Here is a 15,735-nt window from a genome sequence, read left to right on the forward strand (position 1 = left end):
AACCACAACCCCCCACCCCCCCCCCCCCGCCCCCCCCCCCCCCACCCCCCCCCACCCCCCCCCCCCCCCCCCCCCCCCCCCCCCCCGCCGCCCCCCCCCCCCCCCCCCGGCCCGCCATGGCCGGCCGTCGCGCAGTCCGCGCACGGACACCGGCGAGACGTTTGTCCCCTGAGCGCGTGCGGTCGGGACTATTTGACGCTGACGAACATGCCCCAGGCGCCGGCCAGCGCGGCGCCGGAAAAGACGATCAGCGGATTGTCGCAGAACGCGCCGCCATACGTGCACATGGTGACGCCGAACGAGCCGATCTCGTGATGGCTCGCGGAGTAGAACAGTCCCGACAGCACCAGCAACGCGGCGGCGACGACATACATCGACGATCTCTCCGAGCTATCCCCGTTGCGTTTGTCGCAAGGGACGTGTCCCACCATGGCGCCAACCCGTTGCGTCCTGCCGAATCCGCCCTGCCGCATTTGAACTAAAGTCGATCTTTCCCGCGAGATGCTGTCGTCAGCTGCGATCCCTGCGCAATCGGGACGTGTGATCGGAACCGGAACATCTGCGCGGGAACTCCTGGACGCGCTCTTGATTAATGAGCAGGAACAGTTGGACCAACTGAGGGGAGTGGCCCATGGGAGCCGAGCGGATGCACCCTCCGCGGTACTGGCGGATGCGGGCGGAAGAATTCCGCACCAAGGCGGACAATTGCGAATATCCCGAGACGCGGGACGTGCTGCGCAAGGTGGCGCAAAATTACGACGAGCTGGCGCGCCGCGCCGCGCGCATCTGCACGCTCGAGAGCCTGGACGAACTGCGGGGGGGGGGGGGCCCCCCCAACACCAAGCCGGTTTGATCGTTCAGGACAAACCCGCTTGATGGTTCAGGACGAAGCCGATGATCAGCGCGCGCGATCATGGGGCGTCTAGGCCCTCGCTTCCATGAGAAGCGCCGCCCGCGTGATTGGAACGAATGTCCACTTTGGTACTTAGGAACTCAGTCCTCCACCGAGGAATGAGATGAGCAGTGAACAGCAAGCAGGCCCGGCAACGAGGCCGGATCATTACAAGCCGAGGCCGGCTTGCCCCAAATGCGAGAGGGATACGCGCTGCCTGACTTCGATCTTCGATGTGAGGCGCGATTGCTCGATCCTGATCTATCGGTGCGATTCGTGCCGCGAGGACGTCTGGATCTGAGCGAGCGCCGTCGTCGGTCCATCTGCGGGACGCCCCGTCGCAGATCTCAGAGCAAGGTCGCATAGGAACTTCGCCTGTTTCGCTCGCTTGTCGCCTGCATCGACCACGCAGGCGAGACAGCTTACGACCATGCAATCACGCTACCCGTTGTTGAAGAGTGGACAGCGGAAGAGCACGAGCGGCTGAAGGCGTTGGCCGACGCCGGCTCGCGGCCGGACGAGATCGCCGGCGAACTCGGTCGCAGCGAAGCCGCCGTGAGAGTGCGCGCCTGGCAGCACGGCATCGCGTTGCGCCTCGCCACGCAGAAGCGCGGACCCTGAAGACCGGCTGGGTCGAAAGCCCGCAGGCGGGCATCCCGCCGTGTGTTCACTTCTGAGCGGTCCTCAATCGTATCTCGACGTACTCTGCGAATGGGCAGCAACACGGGAGCTTGTCATGCTCACCCGCGAGGAATTCGAGGCGGATCTCGACCGGCAGAAATTGCACCAGCTCGATGCAAGGCAAACGACACGACAATTGCTGCGCCGTTCGCGGGAGCAGATTGCGGCATCGATCTCACTGCTTCAGCAAAACGTTCCGAAGATCTGGCACCCTGAACCTCCAGAGCGATAGAAACCTCCTGCTCTGTCCCGCGTTTGCGCGCATGACGGATCAAGACACCAGGCAGCGGCCGATTTGTGCTGCGTGCAACAGACCCATGACATTCATCGACGCGGTGGCTTCACCGGATGGCGCGATCGCCATCTTCCGGTGCTCCCGGTGCAACAAGCTGTCCTGGGAGACGCCCAGGCGAAACCAAAACCAAAACCAAAACCAAAACCAAAACCGAAACTGAGGCGTCGAAAAGAAACGGCCCCAGCCCGGGGGGCGAGCTGAGGCCGTGGGGGGCGCCGGTCGTGCATCCGGACCGACGCGCGAATAACTTTTTGATCCCAAAAGCTGTTCCTATTCAGGCGACCATGGACATGGCGCGCCGCGACGAAACACGCCTGAAACAGTGCTGAAACCAGGTTGTCTCGAACGCCCCGCCCGTTGCGCCCGACCAACCAAGCGAAAAGGAGATCATCATGATCCAAGTCGGAAGCCCCGCCGGTATCCAGGTCGGTTCGAAGGAAGAAGTCGCGTTTTTACTGGCGCTGTTCGGCACCCACACCCAGCCGGTGAAGCGGCCGGCGAAATCGCGGCAGGCGTGAGGCGCTGATCCCATGCCAGGTTTGGCCGAATGCCAGAGCCTCTTGCGGCTTCTGATCGCAAGGGGCGACCCGAAGGCCATCCCGCTCGCGACAGGCGCGATCGACCAATACCTGAACACGGCGCCGGTCTGCATGCGCGGCCGCGGCCTGCGCGTGCTCCAGCGCGACGCGCTCGACCAGCATGGCACTGCGGTCGGCGTGCAGCGCTCGTTCGCCGAAACGGTGGATGCCTATATCGTCGGGAAGCTTGCGGAGGAGTGAGGGGGCCGCGTCGTTTCGCCCTGTCGCTTCGCTCCCTGACGAAAAACCGGGCGCGAGCGCGGCAAGCTGCTCCCGCGCCGCGCTGGCAGAGGGACGGCGGAGTTCCCGGAACCTATTGATTCCAACAGATTTTTTCGCTGCCCCGGAAACCCTTTGTCCGCTTCGGACCTATTACGGGCAAAGGATGCTGCAATGCCCCGATATTATTTCGACCTGCGCGACGACACCGGTGTAGCGCTCGACGAGGAAGGGCTTGAGCTGGCCAGCTCGCGCGCCGTTCAGGCAGAGGCCGCCAAGTCGGTCGCGGACATGGCGCGCGACGCCATCGTTTCCGCGCCTGCCGCGGGCGCTAGGCAGTCGATGGCGATCGACGTTCGCGATGCCAGGGGTCCCGTGATGCAGGTCAATTTCTCGTTCGCGATCGAGACCTTCAGGACGCCCTCGACATCAGGCGATCATTGACGCGTGAGAAATTCCGGCGCGGATGACTCGGGCTCGAGCACGGCGATCTTGCGGCCGAGCTGCCAGACCTCGACCTTGCCGTGCCGCGTGAACTGCTGCGCGAAGGTGAGGGCGATCGCATCCGACGCGGCCTCGAACGCTTCGGCGGAGCGGAAGACGCCGTTGTCGCCGACGAGATAAGCGCGATATTGCTGGGTCATGTCGGTGCCCTCAGCCCTGGCGATTGCAGCCAGGCGTCGATGTGCATGGCGGTCTCGTCCTGCCGCGCCCTGCGCAGTAGCATCTCGCGGCGGCGCCCCGGCGCGATCGTACGCGCCTCCTCGCGAAGCCGCGCGGCCTCCTCGGCGAGCCGTTCGGTGAGTGTCGTCGTCTGCTTGAAGCGTCGGCGTGTCGGCATGCACGTCTCCCTCGTTCGTCCAGGGCGGGAGCGCTGGTTGGGCGTTCTCATCACCGGCAGATGCCAATTGCCTTGCGGTGATGGGATAAAGCTTACGCCCGTCGTCTGAGGCAGAGACATATCATATGATATGTCGCCGGATTAAATTGTGTGAGCGGGTTCAGTGGTTTGAGCGGGTTACTCAACTTGAGGCAATGTTCACTTTTGAACGGAAGCGCATGCCGAACAAGGCCCCGATATTAGGAATCAACTGTAGCAGCGGCTAATGCGTCTTCCTTCTCGATGCCGCGCGCCACGATCTTCAAGCTCTCATCCGGCAGCGGCCGTTGCAGTGCCTGGGCTTCGTCCCACGGCGCCCTCAGCCAAACCTCTCGCTCCTCCGCTGTAGTCAGGATCACCGGCATGGCCTTCGGATGGATCGGCTCAACCACCGCATTCGGTGTCGTGGTGAGAAAACCGTAGACCTGATGCGGCCCTGGAACGGGCTTCGACTTGGTGCCGCGATCACCATTGAAAGTCGTCCAGATCCCGGCGAACGCGAACAGCGGCCGAGCGTCGGCAAGCGCGAACCACACGATGTCTTTCTTCTTCGTCTTCGGGTTGGTCTCCGGCGCGTATTCGGCAAAGCTGTTGACTGGCACGAGGCAGCGGTGCTCCGGCTTGAGCCACGCACGCCAATGCGGGGACGAGGTGTTGCGAATGTTCGTCGCGGGCGGGCCGCCGGTGCGCGGTGGCGGGGGCATGCCCCAGCGCATCAGCACCATCTCTCGCTCGCCGGCTGCATCGCGAATGACGGGTGCGGGGTAATCCGGAAACACACCCGGCATCGGCGGCAGATTGCCCTCGTAACGACGCACGACGCGGAAGAGGTCGGCGATCGCCGCCTGATTGGTGGTGATCGAATAGAGATTGCACATGCGAGAGATTGTCCTTAGCGCTCGCCGGGCCACCAATACGACGCAGGATTAGTAGCAGAGATTTTCGTTGGCCGCAGCGCCATGAGAGCGCTCTTCTTGTAAGGATAACCTCGCACTTGCGAACAGTCCTTGCAGCGCATGTAGCGTTCGAGTTCATGCACCGGCGTTGTCTTCACACGCCGGACGATATCGAGCGCCACGGTTTGGTTGGTGTCGCATCCAAGGCATCGCACTTCGAGGTAGAGGAAGCCCGCGTTGATGGCGTCTCCGATCGTCGGCGATGGCTGCGCCGGGCCCTTATAGCCAAGCATCCGATAGTTCCAGGCCGCGCAAGCCAGTTTGTCGGCCTCCTTGCGCGCCTCCTTGGCGCGCTCGGCCGAAATCTTGATTTGAGTGCCGTAGAGATGTTGGCGGGACTTGGTGGTCATGGGCGATCAAAGCCACGTGCCGGCTAAGCTGGCAAATTATCGATGGGTAGTAGGCGAAAAGTTGGACGAACCACTGCCTGTCGTGGCTGTGGAAAACCTCCGGCGGCATCAGTGCTGCGTCGGCTCTTCCTCGACCGGTTCGCCGTGTTGGTGCTCGAGCGCTTCTCCGAGATCGCGGCAGTCGAAGCGTTCGCCGCAGGTCGGACAAATCATGAAGTGTTCTTCCTCGCTCCTGGGCTGCCAACCCTCTGTGCGGAATTTAAATCTCATAGTGCGCCTCCGCTTCTTTTGCTGCGGCATTCACCTTAGAGCGATCTCGCCGTTCATCCGGCGAAAGCTGCAGCACTGCCTCATGCAGCCAGACCGGAATGGTTTGCGGATCATCAAGGGATTTCTCGGCCCATATCCACCATCGATCGAACGCATCCATCACAGATCCTCTCTCAAGCCCTTAAAGAAGGGATGCCGGACCTTCCCCTCCGCCGACTTGGCGCGATACTCGATTTCCGCAAGCAGCTTCGGCTCGACCCAGATGCCCTTGTGCGCGATCCGCTTGGCGTAAGGCTGCGTCTTGCGAATGAGCGGCTTCAATAGTCTTTGCAGTTCTGCGGCAGATGTCTTGTCGAATCCGTGGTCGACCTTGCCCGCATAAACAAGATCATCTCCCCTATGGCGCCCGAGATAGATGCCGTCCCATTTGCCTTCGTCGAGTGCGAAGCCGGCGATGGTTAGCGTCTCTCGCTGCGCGCAAGTTGTCTTGACCCAGTTGTTGCCGCGGCCGCTGTTGTAGATGCTGTCGCGAACCTTTGAGACCACGCCCTCTAGCCCGACCTTGCAGGCGTGCGCGAACATCTCGCGTCCTTCGATCTCGAAGCTCTCGCTGAACTGCACGTCGGTGCCGGCGATGATCTTCTTCAGCTCGGCCTTGCGCTGAAACAGCGGCAGACCGCGAAGGTCTCGCGAATTCAGATAAAGCAGGTCGAATGCGACGAGCACGATCTTGGACGATGTGCCCTTCAGCTCGTTTTGAAGGACGGAAAAATCGGTGCTGCCATCGGCAGCAGGGACGACGACCTCGCCGTCGATGACCGCCGATCCCGCCTTGATGTGCCAGGCGTCGTCGGCGACTTTCTTGAAGCGTTTGGTCCAGTCGTGACCGCGACGGGTGTAGACGGTGACGGCCTCGTTGGCCAAATGAAGCTGCACCCGATAGCCGTCGAATTTGATTTCGTGAATCCACCTCTCTCCGGTTGGTACGCGGTCCACCGTCGATGCCAAGGCCGGTTCGATGAAGCCGGGGAAGGGCGCTTTCACCCCGAGCGCCCCCGGCTTACGCTGACGCTGCAACGCCACTGACAAACTCCACGCAACGAACACGTTGTTTCGAATCTTTCTGGCCGGATTCGTTCCGACGACGGGCGCGACCTTGAAGGGCGTTGGGAACCCATTGAATCCTCTTGCGTTTCAGAGATGCAAGGAGAGCAACATGGCTAAAGCGAAGAAGCAGCCAACTCGCGGTCGCAAGCAGGACCGCGCGCCCGTTGCGGGTGGACAGAAGTACGAAGTTGGCTACGAGGCAAAGAAGACCGGCCGCTCGGCTTCTGCTGTGAAGAAGGCGGTTAAGAAGGTTGGAAGCAGCCGGAAGAAGGTGGAGCGTAAGCTGGGTCGCTGATCGTTTTGGGTCAGAACATAGGTTTGTGGCGAGCCGGTCGCGTGAGCGGCCGGCTTTCTTGCGCTCCGTGTTTTGCTCTTCGCTATTTGAGTGCAGCCGGGAACCAGCTGGCCTGAACGTCCATTAATAACCTGGATGGTCCGATTTAGGGGATTTGGCCATGGGCATCGAGCGAATGCACTCCCCGAAGTATTGGCTCATACGGGCTGAGGAGTTTCACACCAAGGCCGACAACTGCGAACACGTGGAGGCGAGAGCCACGCTTCGCCAGGTTGCCAAGAACTATGAAGCGATAGCCAGGCGAGCGCAGCAAATTCTCACTGCCACCGAGAGGGACCAGCGCCACCGTCAGCAAGCTCCCCGGGTGGCACAAGAATACGCCGACGACCAGCGCGAGAACCGTCTCGATCCATCCCGAGCCGTAGCTGGGCCGTCATAGTCGTTTTCTTGGGGGTGTTCTAATTTTGGTAGGAACATCAAGCGCGACCGCGCCTTGACCACCATGCCCCACTACTACTTCGACACGCGCGACAACGACAGGTTCGTTCCTGACGAGATCGGGGTCGAAATCGCCACCTTAGCGAATGTGAAGCGTGCGGCCTCCGAGGCAATGGCAGACTTCGCCAAGGACGTGCTGCCGGGCTCGGTAGTTCGTACCCTCTCAATCGAGGTGCGGGACGGCTGCGGACCTGTGCTTAGGGTGGTGCTCCGCTTTGAGATTGTGCACGCCGCTGTTCATTGAGACCGCGCCAGTGGAACGCCTGTTCGGCCAAGCACCGACATCGGCAATGACGCGGTGCAAAAAACGACAGTATGGTTGGCTGTTTATTTCGAGCGACACCGCAACGCAGTTCGCTGTATGGTCCCGTCCCGTTTTTCCCACAGCGGATTTGATCACCATGCACTCCATCCAAGGTACGCATATTGCCGCAATCTTCAAACTAGCGACCCAGCAGCTCGAAGCACTTCGCATCCACCCAGAGATCCAAAAGGAATATTCCGAAATTCTCGTTTTGAGAGAGAAGATAAAACTGGCGACCGATCTGAAGAAGGCTCGCCGGCAGCTCCTTCTCGGTGCCCCCCGCGCGCTTGAAGGAGGTGGATGAGGCTCCAAGGACCGAAGATTTTTGATCTAGGTCAAAGTCGCATGGCGCGGGGGCGGTTCGTATGATGCCGTGAGTGATAAGCCGCCGGAAAAGCCAGAAGTGATGCCCCGCGAGAGCGACGAGGCCCGGTGGCGCATCATCGAAGATTATGCCGCGGACCTCCGCGAATTGATCAGGAAGCTGCGCCACAAGTTGGAGGGAGCGGACGTTCCTCGGTCCAGAGCACCGCGCACGGTAACATCTCGGATGATCTTAAACTCTACCATCACGTGCCCGAAGTGCGGTCACGCTGCTACCGAGGTCATGCCGACCGACGCCTGCCAGTTCTTCTATGACTGCAAAGGCTGCGGCGAGCGCCTGAAGCCGCTCTCTGGCGACTGCTGCGTGTTCTGCTCCTTCGGCACCGTTCGCTGTCCGCCGGTTCAAGAGACCGGCAGGTGCTGCTGTAGCTAGCTGCCTTGAAGGAGTGCGGCTGCCGCGCCTGAATCGTCGGGCAAAACACTGGCAGAATAGCATCATTGAAGATCAGTCCGCGCGGAGCAATCCGCCGCGGGCTTTGTATTTGCGGAGACTCGTTATTTAACAAACGGATTTCAAATGCCCAAATTTAGGAGAAGGACCGAGCCGCATCTTCCTGTTGCTCAGCATGTGCCCAGTGAAGGTTTCGGGGCACCAACGCTGGCCGATATCGAAACCCTGGCACGCGCCAAGACCGAAGCCGCACTCAACGTGCTTGCTGCCATCATGTTTAGAGAGACAGCGAATGCTTTTGCGCGGGTGGCCGCCGCAAACGCTATTCCCGATCGTGGGTGGGGCAAGCCGGTGCAGCCCTTGGCTACGGACGCACGGCCGCGCGAATTGCGGCAACGGATCGAACGCATCATCGTACATCCGGATCATTCATCGATAGTCAACGATGAGACCAGCGAACCCGAGGCTTCGTAGGCTTCGCATCGTCTTGTCTCCAGGCGAGGAAATTGCAATGGAAACACGGTCGCCATCGACTCCACCGGAGTCCAGAAATATGCATCCACAGCAAGAGAACGCGGCTCTGATCGGTTTACCCCGATGGATGCGCGACGCGCTATCTCATCAGCCGGCCCCGACGCCACCGCAGCAAGCCGGCAGCGTCGATGAGCCTGCGCACGGTGAACGCGCGAATATTCGAATCTTGAGCCGCGTTCCTTCGCGCCCGACCTGAACTAGTCTGCAGCCGGTCCGAACCATCTCGTGATCGCGTCCGCAAATCCATGTTGGCTCTCATCTCCCACCCAGGCCACGTGCCCGTCGGGCCGCACCAGCACGGCGCCGGGTGCTGCGAATTGTCCGATCGCCGGAAGCTGCCACGGTCCCTCGCACTCGGCCTCGATGCGATCGACGCGATCTGCCCAGGGCGCGATGTCGAGGCCGCCTGCCTCGCCGAAATCGAGCAGCAAGCCGCGCGCGCCGTGCAGCAGCGTGAACAATCGCAGCGGCAGCCCGTCGACCGTCAGATCGAGGTCGGGCATGCGCCGCCCAAGCAGCGCGTGTCCTTGGCCGAGATCATAGTGCACGTCGAGCCCGCTCATCATCGCGCCAAAACGCTGGCGCGGCGCGTCCATCGCGAGCAGCTCGGACACGACCTCGCGCGCGGCCTTGAGGCCGTCCTCGCCGCGGCGGAGCAAAGCGATTTGCGCCATGGTGTTGCGCAAGGTCCGCGCGCCGACGGGATGGCGCTCGGCGTGGTAGGTGTCGAGCAGGCTGTCGGGCGACAGGCCCTTAACCATTTGCGCGAGCTTCCAGCCGAGATTGACGGCGTCCTGCAGGCCGGTGTTGAGGCCCTGGCCGCCGACGGAGTGATGGATATGCGCGGCATCGCCGGCGAGCAGCACGCGGCCTTTGCGGTAGGACACGGCCTGCCGTGCCGCATCGGTGAAACGGGAGATCCAGGCGGGATTGTGCAGGCCGAAATCGGTGCCGTAGACGGCGACGAGAGCGTCGCTGAGATCGCGGGGACCGGGCGCGCCGGTGCGATCGAGCGTCGCTTCCGTCACGACCACCAGCACGCGTCCGCTCTCGGTCTTGCTGAGGCCGTGGAATCCGAGCGCGTCGTGGCGCAGGCCCCATGCCGGCTCGTCTCGCATCTCGACTTCGGCCATGAGGTTGCTCAGCGTCGGATCGGAGCCCGCGAAGTCGATGCCGGCGTCCTTGCGCACCAGGCTGCGGCCGCCGTCGCAGCCGACCAGATAATTCGCGCGCAAGGCCTCGCCGCCGGAGAGCGTCACGTCGATGCCGGTCTCGTCCTGCGCAAAGCCCGTCACCTCGCGGTTTCGATAGATCGGCACCGCGAGCTCGCTGACCCAGTCTGCCAGGATGCGCTCGATGTGGCTCTGCCGCAGTGCGAGCCCGTAAGCGTGCCGGGTGGGGAGATCGCTGATGTCGAGCCTGGTCCAGGCGAAGCCCGCGAGCTGGGTGATCTGTCCTTCGCGCAGGAAACGATCCGCGACGCCGCGCTGATCGAGGATCTCGATGCTGCGGGCGTGCAATCCGCCGGCGCGCGTGCCGACCAGTTCCTGATCGGCGCGTCGTTCGACCACGGCGACGTCGACATCCGCCAGGGCGAGCTCGGCGGCCAGCATCAGGCCGGTCGGTCCGCCACCGGCGATGACGACGGCATGGTCTGTCATCGCCGGATTGTTCGCGGTGGCCCGTTGTTCCCGGCTGCGCGACCGGGACGTCGGAAGCAATACGGACATGTCGTGACCCCTCGACTTGTTGGTTGGGCCGAGGGTTCTACGCGATCACCGGGGACTTGAAGCAAGCCCGTTGCGCACCACATATCAGAATGAGAGGAAGAGCCTCGTCATTCGGGCTCGCCGGCCTAATCGTCCTTCGAGAGATCGCCAGGCCTGGTGGGACAATCAATGGTTCCGCCCTCGCCGTGAACGAGATCGCGATCCCGGTCCTCGGTTTCGTCAGCGTCCGAGATGAGAGCCTCTTGCGTGTCGAGCTCCCCGTCGATGCGCGGCTTCTGGCCGGGCAAGTCTCGCGAGGTTTTCGGTGTCATGTTCAGCGTCATTGGTCGATCCTCCTGACCGGCTAACGCGGGCAGGGACGGTTCGTTCGTTGACACGTCGGGCGAAACGCCGGCAGCCTGACTGGAATTGGCTTCCCGAAGGTCTCCGTCGGGTTTAATTCGTAAAAATCGAAATGGAGCTTGACCCGTCGGGCAAAACACTGGCATAGTGGCATCGTCGAAAAGTTCGCAACGCCCGCGCGGGACAAAATCCGCCGCGGGTTTTTTCGTATCCCATTTTTTGGAATCGGACGGCGGCCCACGCATCACGGCCACGCATCGCTTGAAACGCGTTGAGGGAGCGCCGATCGGCGTGCCGCCGTCCGTACCATTGCTGGCCGTGCACGCGCGAACGTGCCGGCCCGCGGCGCTGGGCCAGTGCTCGCGCCCCTGCGGTCTCCGGGAGCGGAGATCGGGCATTGGTGGGAGCCGGACAAATTGATGGGCTATTGCGTCGCGCTTTAGTTCGCGAAACTCCTGGTCTGGGACAAGGTCCTCGGCTTTGGTTCCACGGACGCCTCGCGGGCTTTGCGGCGATCACGGCCAATCTGGTTGTCTCCTACTTCGCCAAGCGCGGCTTCGAGAACATTGAGAGGATCATCAAGCGGTGAAGATGGCAGATGACGAAGTCAGGGCGATCGTTGCCGAGACGCTGGCCGAGCAACACAGGCTTCAGCAAGCGAACATCGATGCCATCGTATTGCGGACAGTAGCATCGGTGCTGGCGTCTTTCGGAATAGACGATGACGATCGAAAAGAGCTAAGGGCGGATTTTCAGCACCTTCGCCGATGGCGAAGGAGCGTGGAGCAGGCGCAGAGCTACACGCTCAAGGCCGTGATTACGGTGATCGCCACCGGCCTGATGGGCGTGGTTGGGCTAAGCGTCAAGTTCGTGCTCGGCAAGTGAGCTTCAGCCGCGACGACATTGCTGCATTCCACTCGCGTCATCCTTCGCCAACGGACCGTCTCATGTACAAAATTCGCATTGTCGATGCATCCGACGACGACATCGCCGATACATTGGCCGACCTTCATCGGTTGACGTTCTTCGATGCGGCTCCCTTGCCACAATTCAAGTTAGGGGCGTGGTGGCTTGCCTATCACGGCGATGAGCCGGTAGCCTTCGCCGGTGTCGTGCCGTCAACGCACATCCGAAATGGCGGTTATTTCTCCAGGGTCGGTGTGTTGCAGCGGCACCGGGGGACGTGACCTCCAATGCAGGCTGATGCGGGTGATCGAGGCAAGGGCACGGCGTATTGGATGGGACAGCATCGTCTCGGATACGACGGACAATCCGGTGTCTGCCAATAACGTCATCCGGGGGGCTATCGGCTCTTCGAACCCCATGTGCCCTGGGCTTGGCCGCATACGCTTTACTGGCGAAAGCGGCTTCGCTGAACGAATGGAGCCAGGTTTCCCGTGGTGCGGAACGAGATTCACGCAACGTAAAAATGGTTCGCGCGAGATGAAGCGCAACACGGAACGTTCAAGGGCCCGGCAGCTTGACAGCTGCCGGGCCCTTATTGCGTATTGAAGCGATGCGGGCGAAGGACTTGCGAAGTCGGCGGTGCCGGGCTTTAAGTTTGCTCCTGCGGGAAATTCGGCAACCATAAGCCGATGTAAGGGAGCGCCGTCGATGCCCACCAAGCCTCAATTGCCGGAACGTTCGTCGCGGGCGACGGGCGCGCCTACCGCGCTCGATGGTCTGCTGGTCGTCGATTTCACGCGTGTGGTTGCCGGCCCGGCTTGTACGCAGACGCTTGCTGATTTCGGCGCGCACGTCATCAAGATCGAGAATCCAGACGGGGGCGATGACACGCGTGCGTATGAACACGCCGAGATCGGTGGGGAGAGTGCTGCCTATCTGAGCCTCAATCGCAACAAGCGTGGCATCGCGCTTGACCTTACCGTGCCGGAGGCTCGTGAGATCGCGCTGGATTTGATTCGCAAGGCCGACGTGGTCGTCGAGAACTTCTCCAGCGGGATCATGAAGAAATTTGGGCTGGACTATGAAAGTGTTGCGCCACTCAATCCGCGGCTAGTCTATTGCTCGATCTCCGCCTACGGGCGCACCGGACCGTTTGCCTCGCGTCCCGGCTTTGATCCGATCACGCAGGCGGAAAGCGGCTTCATGTCGCTCAACGGATTTGCTGATGGCCCGGCGGTTCGCACCGGCCCGCCGATCGTAGATATGGCGACGGGGATGTCTGCCTGCAACGCCATCCTGATGGCGCTGTTGGCGCGGGATCGGCTCGGTCGCGGCCAGCATGTCGAGGTCGCCCTGTTCGACGTCGCTATGGGCATGACCGGCTTCTATGGCATGGCCTATCTGATCAACGGCGAAAATCCCGGCCGGTTTGGCAATTCGCCGAGTGGCTCTCCTACCGTCGGCGTGTACGAGGCCTCCGATGGACCGCTTTACATGGCCTGCGCGAACGACCGGCTCTATCGTCGGCTGGTTGTTGAGGTGCTGAACCGGCCGGATCTGATCACCGATCCGCAGTTTGCCTCGCGCAAGGCGCGTTCCGAGAACAAGGAGCTTCTGCGGGCAGCCATCGCGGAGGTCTTCGCGAGCGATACTCTCGAAAACTGGATGACCAAGATGAAGCTGGCCAATATACCGGTCGGCTATCTGCGGACGGTCGAGGAGGGATTCAATGCACCGGAGGCGCGAGAGCGCCATCGCTTGAACCGGATTCCACATCGTACGGCAGAGTGGATCCCGAACATCGAGCCGCCGATCAGTATGAGCTTGACGGGAGCGATCGATCCCGTGGCTGCCCCCTTGTTGGGCGAACATACTAACGACGTCCTGCGTGATACGCTCGGATACGACAATCTTCGGATCTCGGAGTTCAATCAAAAGGGGGCTTTTGGATCGGGCAAGCCATCGGAGCAGGTTTGAACCCAAGCAGGGCGTTCCCTTGGAACGTGCAAATCGCGCCCTAGCGCTGCATCCGCTTGATTTGGCGATGTTCCAGCCGCATAAATGCATGAAAGCGAGGGATACGAATGGCGCCTGGTCAAGAGCCGAGCGTGGGCCGGCCCGCGGCGGTGCAATCCGATGAACCTGCCCATGCGGCAATGATCGCGAAGGCCCGGGCGCTCGTCCCACGGCTGCGAGAGCGGGCGGCGCGGACGGAGGAGTTGCGGCATTTGCCGCCGGAAACTGAGCAGGATCTGCACGAGGCCGGCCTGTTCCGGATGCTTCAGCCGAAGCGCATTGGCGGCGCAGAACTCGATTATGTCGCCTTGATCGATTGCGCGGACCTGCTCGGACAAGCAGACGCCTCGGTGGCCTGGAATCTGGCCAATCTGGCGAGCCATCACTGGATGCTCGGCATGTTCGAGCCGACGGCGCAGGATCTGGTCTGGGCCCGTGATCCGGACGCGCTGATCGCGTCCTCGTTCATTTTTCCGGCCGGACGTGCCACGAGAGTCGAGGGCGGATACCGGCTCCATGGCAGCTGGCCGTTCTCCTCGGGCGTTGCCTCCTGTGCATGGAACATGCTTGCAAGCGTGGTCTACTCCGACGATGAGGCGGACGGCATCGAGTATCGGATATTTCTGCTGCCGAAAGCCGACTACAAGGTCCTCGACACCTGGAATGTCGCGGGACTGCGCGGGACAGGGTCTTGCGACGTGGAGGTCAGGGACGCTTACGTGCCCGACGATATGACGGTCGCGGTCGGCGATCTTGACGGTGGGCCGACTCCGGGAAGCAAGCTCAATCCCAACCCGCTGTATGCGCTCCCGGTATTCTCGCTGTTTCCCTACGTCCTGTCCGGCGTCGCGCTGGGAAACGCGCAGGCATGCCTCGACGATTATGCGGAGGTCGTCCGTCATCGCATTTCCACCTACAACCACGCCAGGCTGAGCGACTTTCAAAGCACCCAGATCAAGATCGCCGAGGCCTCGGCGAAGATCGACGCCGCACGCCTGATCATGCGCTCGGCCTGTCTGAATGCCATGGCGGATGCAAGGCGGGGTCATATCCCCGATATGGCGACCAAGACCAGATATCGGCGCGACGGCGCTTTTTCAGTAAACTTCTGCACGGATGCGGTGTCGATGCTGTTTGCCGCGAGCGGAGCACGGGGCCTGTTTACGACGGGCGCGTTGCAGCGGCAGTTCCGCGATGCGCACGCGATCAATTCGCATCTCGCGTTCAATTTCGATGCAGCCGGGACCAATTATGGACGCGTGGCGCTGGGGCTGCCGTCCGAGAATCTCACGCTGTGAGGCCGGCCGATGAATGATCTGCCGAAGCAGCCGGCCGTTCCCGATCCGGCCAACGAACTCGCGAGCGACAGCTCGCCGATCGATCCCCGCGATTTTCGCAGCGCGCTCGGCACCTACGCCACGGGGGTGACGATCATCACGGCCGCGGCTCCCGACGGCAAGCCCTATGGCCTGACGTGCAATTCGTTTGCCTCGGTCTCGCTGAATCCGCCGTTGGTTCTTTGGAGCCTGGTCGTCTATTCCTCTAGCCTGACCATCTTCCAGAACGCCAGTCATTTCGCGGTCAACGTTCTTGGCGTTTCGCAACAGGCGCTGGCGAGCAAATTCGCCAAATCGTCTGATGACAAGTTCACCGGTGTCGAGTGGACGCCGGGCCTCGGCAACGCGCCGGTGCTCGCCGAGAGCGTGGCCAATTTTCAATGCCGCTCAGTCAATCGCTATTACGGCGGCGACCACGTGATCTTTCTCGGTGCAGTCGAGGCCTATACGTACAATACGAAGGAGCCGCTGCTCTTCGCGCGCGGCGCGTTCGGCCGATTTCTCGCCGACGGCTAGCGCAAGCAGTCACAGCAAGCGTGCTTCAGTTCGCGCTGGACGGTTCGGCGCGCCCTGCCGAAAGCTTGTAGATTTCGAGCGCATCCGCGTCCGCGCCTCGCGCGGCCTTGGCGAGCCTGAAAAGTTGTCCGGCGAGCGAGGCCATGGGCACCGGCGTGGGGGGGGGGGGGGGGGGGGGGGGGGGGGGGGGGGGGGGGGTGGGGGGTTTTGGGATTTTTGGCAAGCGGGGGGGGGTGGTTGGGCGGGGGCGGCCG

25 protein-coding genes and 1 pseudogene are annotated in these 15,735 nt (G+C 62.1%); 16 read left to right on the forward strand and 10 right to left on the reverse strand.

Translation table 11 applies throughout. The annotated features are described in order from the left end of the window. Positions 1 to 188: 188 nt before the first annotated feature. Complete coding sequence (locus AC0L30_RS19720; protein WP_007601510.1) at positions 189 to 374, reverse strand: hypothetical protein; 186 nt, start codon at positions 372 to 374, stop codon at positions 189 to 191. 272 nt (positions 375 to 646) lie between these two features. Between AC0L30_RS19720 and AC0L30_RS19725 the strand changes: the two genes are divergently transcribed. From AC0L30_RS19725 to AC0L30_RS19750, 6 genes are all read left to right on the forward strand, one after another. Continuing rightward, the gene (locus AC0L30_RS19725) at positions 647 to 853 is read left to right on the forward strand and encodes a hypothetical protein (protein ID WP_473404990.1); all 207 of its coding nucleotides are present in this window, start codon (positions 647 to 649) and stop codon (positions 851 to 853) included. Positions 854 to 1,384: 531 nt separating this feature from the next. Further along, positions 1,385 to 1,513 (forward strand): hypothetical protein, encoded by a 129-nt coding sequence (locus tag AC0L30_RS19730; RefSeq protein WP_256375811.1) that lies wholly within the window; start codon positions 1,385 to 1,387, stop codon positions 1,511 to 1,513. 115 nt (positions 1,514 to 1,628) lie between these two features. Next, positions 1,629 to 1,805, forward strand: a complete 177-nt coding sequence (locus AC0L30_RS19735) for a hypothetical protein (protein ID WP_007601513.1) — start codon at positions 1,629 to 1,631, stop codon at positions 1,803 to 1,805. Positions 1,806 to 2,260: 455 nt separating this feature from the next. Then, entirely contained in the window at positions 2,261 to 2,386 is a 126-nt protein-coding gene (locus tag AC0L30_RS19740) for a hypothetical protein (RefSeq protein WP_283843442.1), read from the forward strand. A 12-nt stretch (positions 2,387 to 2,398) separates the two neighbouring features. Beyond that, entirely contained in the window at positions 2,399 to 2,647 is a 249-nt protein-coding gene (locus AC0L30_RS19745) for a hypothetical protein (protein WP_085350655.1), read from the forward strand. Positions 2,648 to 2,839: 192 nt separating this feature from the next. Beyond that, the gene (locus AC0L30_RS19750) at positions 2,840 to 3,109 is read left to right on the forward strand and encodes a DUF6894 family protein (RefSeq protein ID WP_219682389.1); all 270 of its coding nucleotides are present in this window, start codon (positions 2,840 to 2,842) and stop codon (positions 3,107 to 3,109) included. On the opposite strand, the gene AC0L30_RS19755 is transcribed toward AC0L30_RS19750, so the two are convergent. The 7 genes from AC0L30_RS19755 to ligD all read right to left on the reverse strand — a co-directional run bounded on the left by AC0L30_RS19755 (position 3,103) and on the right by ligD (position 6,204). After that, positions 3,103 to 3,309, reverse strand: a complete 207-nt coding sequence (locus AC0L30_RS19755) for a hypothetical protein (RefSeq protein WP_219682390.1) — start codon at positions 3,307 to 3,309, stop codon at positions 3,103 to 3,105. The two genes, AC0L30_RS19750 and AC0L30_RS19755, sit on opposite strands and share 7 nt — an antisense overlap. After that, positions 3,306 to 3,506: a hypothetical protein gene (locus AC0L30_RS19760; protein ID WP_219682391.1), complete on the reverse strand. Its 201-nt coding sequence runs from the start codon at positions 3,504 to 3,506 to the stop codon at positions 3,306 to 3,308. The genes AC0L30_RS19755 and AC0L30_RS19760 overlap by 4 nt, the downstream gene beginning before the upstream one ends. Positions 3,507 to 3,745: 239 nt before the next feature. Beyond that, on the reverse strand, positions 3,746 to 4,423 hold the full coding sequence (locus tag AC0L30_RS19765; RefSeq protein WP_473404991.1) for an SOS response-associated peptidase: 678 nt from the start codon (positions 4,421 to 4,423) through the stop codon (positions 3,746 to 3,748). A 14-nt stretch (positions 4,424 to 4,437) separates the two neighbouring features. Next, the gene (locus tag AC0L30_RS19770) at positions 4,438 to 4,851 is read right to left on the reverse strand and encodes a hypothetical protein (protein ID WP_473404992.1); all 414 of its coding nucleotides are present in this window, start codon (positions 4,849 to 4,851) and stop codon (positions 4,438 to 4,440) included. Positions 4,852 to 4,959: 108 nt separating this feature from the next. Further along, a complete protein-coding gene (locus AC0L30_RS19775) occupies positions 4,960 to 5,121 on the reverse strand; it encodes a hypothetical protein (protein ID WP_473404993.1) in 162 nt (53 codons plus the stop codon). Beyond that, entirely contained in the window at positions 5,111 to 5,281 is a 171-nt protein-coding gene (locus AC0L30_RS19780; RefSeq protein ID WP_007601541.1) for a hypothetical protein, read from the reverse strand. Before AC0L30_RS19780 ends, AC0L30_RS19775 begins: the two co-directional genes overlap by 11 nt. Continuing rightward, complete coding sequence (gene ligD, locus AC0L30_RS19785) at positions 5,281 to 6,204, reverse strand: non-homologous end-joining DNA ligase (RefSeq protein ID WP_354128502.1); 924 nt, start codon at positions 6,202 to 6,204, stop codon at positions 5,281 to 5,283. Before ligD ends, AC0L30_RS19780 begins: the two co-directional genes overlap by 1 nt. A 133-nt stretch (positions 6,205 to 6,337) precedes the next feature. On the opposite strand from ligD, the gene AC0L30_RS19790 reads away from it, so the two are divergent. The 5 genes from AC0L30_RS19790 (at position 6,338) to AC0L30_RS19810 (ending at position 8,574) form a co-directional block, all read left to right on the forward strand. Next, positions 6,338 to 6,523, forward strand: a complete 186-nt coding sequence (locus tag AC0L30_RS19790) for a DUF3606 domain-containing protein (RefSeq protein ID WP_354128501.1) — start codon at positions 6,338 to 6,340, stop codon at positions 6,521 to 6,523. A gap of 502 nt (positions 6,524 to 7,025) precedes the next feature. Beyond that, positions 7,026 to 7,265 carry a DUF6894 family protein gene (locus tag AC0L30_RS19795; RefSeq protein WP_007601548.1) on the forward strand — a complete coding sequence of 80 codons (240 nt, stop codon included), beginning with the start codon at positions 7,026 to 7,028 and terminating at the stop codon, positions 7,263 to 7,265. A gap of 10 nt (positions 7,266 to 7,275) precedes the next feature. Beyond that, on the forward strand, positions 7,276 to 7,629 hold the full coding sequence (locus AC0L30_RS19800) for a hypothetical protein (protein WP_245286016.1): 354 nt from the start codon (positions 7,276 to 7,278) through the stop codon (positions 7,627 to 7,629). Positions 7,630 to 7,875: 246 nt separating this feature from the next. Beyond that, complete coding sequence (locus tag AC0L30_RS19805; RefSeq protein ID WP_354128500.1) at positions 7,876 to 8,082, forward strand: GDCCVxC domain-containing (seleno)protein; 207 nt, start codon at positions 7,876 to 7,878, stop codon at positions 8,080 to 8,082. 144 nt (positions 8,083 to 8,226) lie between these two features. Beyond that, complete coding sequence (locus tag AC0L30_RS19810; RefSeq protein WP_219682393.1) at positions 8,227 to 8,574, forward strand: hypothetical protein; 348 nt, start codon at positions 8,227 to 8,229, stop codon at positions 8,572 to 8,574. Positions 8,575 to 8,831: 257 nt separating this feature from the next. Here AC0L30_RS19810 and AC0L30_RS19815 read toward each other — a convergent pair whose 3' ends face one another. Both AC0L30_RS19815 and AC0L30_RS19820 read right to left on the reverse strand, forming a co-directional pair. Beyond that, entirely contained in the window at positions 8,832 to 10,364 is a 1,533-nt protein-coding gene (locus AC0L30_RS19815; RefSeq protein ID WP_219682394.1) for an FAD-dependent monooxygenase, read from the reverse strand. A gap of 125 nt (positions 10,365 to 10,489) precedes the next feature. Next, the gene (locus tag AC0L30_RS19820) at positions 10,490 to 10,960 is read right to left on the reverse strand and encodes a hypothetical protein (protein ID WP_246648903.1); all 471 of its coding nucleotides are present in this window, start codon (positions 10,958 to 10,960) and stop codon (positions 10,490 to 10,492) included. Between the two features lie 331 nt (positions 10,961 to 11,291). Here AC0L30_RS19820 and AC0L30_RS19825 point away from each other — a divergent pair, with 331 nt between their 5' ends. From AC0L30_RS19825 to AC0L30_RS19845, 5 genes and pseudogenes are all read left to right on the forward strand, one after another. Then, positions 11,292 to 11,591 carry a hypothetical protein gene (locus AC0L30_RS19825; RefSeq protein WP_219682395.1) on the forward strand — a complete coding sequence of 100 codons (300 nt, stop codon included), beginning with the start codon at positions 11,292 to 11,294 and terminating at the stop codon, positions 11,589 to 11,591. Between the two features lie 62 nt (positions 11,592 to 11,653). After that, positions 11,654 to 12,082 (forward strand): annotated as a pseudogene (locus AC0L30_RS19830) (GNAT family N-acetyltransferase). Positions 12,083 to 12,320: 238 nt separating this feature from the next. Further along, a complete protein-coding gene (locus tag AC0L30_RS19835; RefSeq protein ID WP_219682432.1) occupies positions 12,321 to 13,589 on the forward strand; it encodes a CaiB/BaiF CoA transferase family protein in 1,269 nt (422 codons plus the stop codon). A 107-nt stretch (positions 13,590 to 13,696) separates the two neighbouring features. Beyond that, positions 13,697 to 14,926, forward strand: coding sequence for an acyl-CoA dehydrogenase family protein (locus tag AC0L30_RS19840; RefSeq protein ID WP_354128498.1), 1,230 nt, complete (start codon positions 13,697 to 13,699; stop codon positions 14,924 to 14,926). 9 nt (positions 14,927 to 14,935) lie between these two features. Next, entirely contained in the window at positions 14,936 to 15,481 is a 546-nt protein-coding gene (locus AC0L30_RS19845) for a flavin reductase family protein (RefSeq protein WP_354201735.1), read from the forward strand. The last annotated feature ends 254 nt before the right edge of the window (positions 15,482 to 15,735 follow it).

Source organism: Bradyrhizobium sp. MI1.11 (assembly GCF_055811255.1).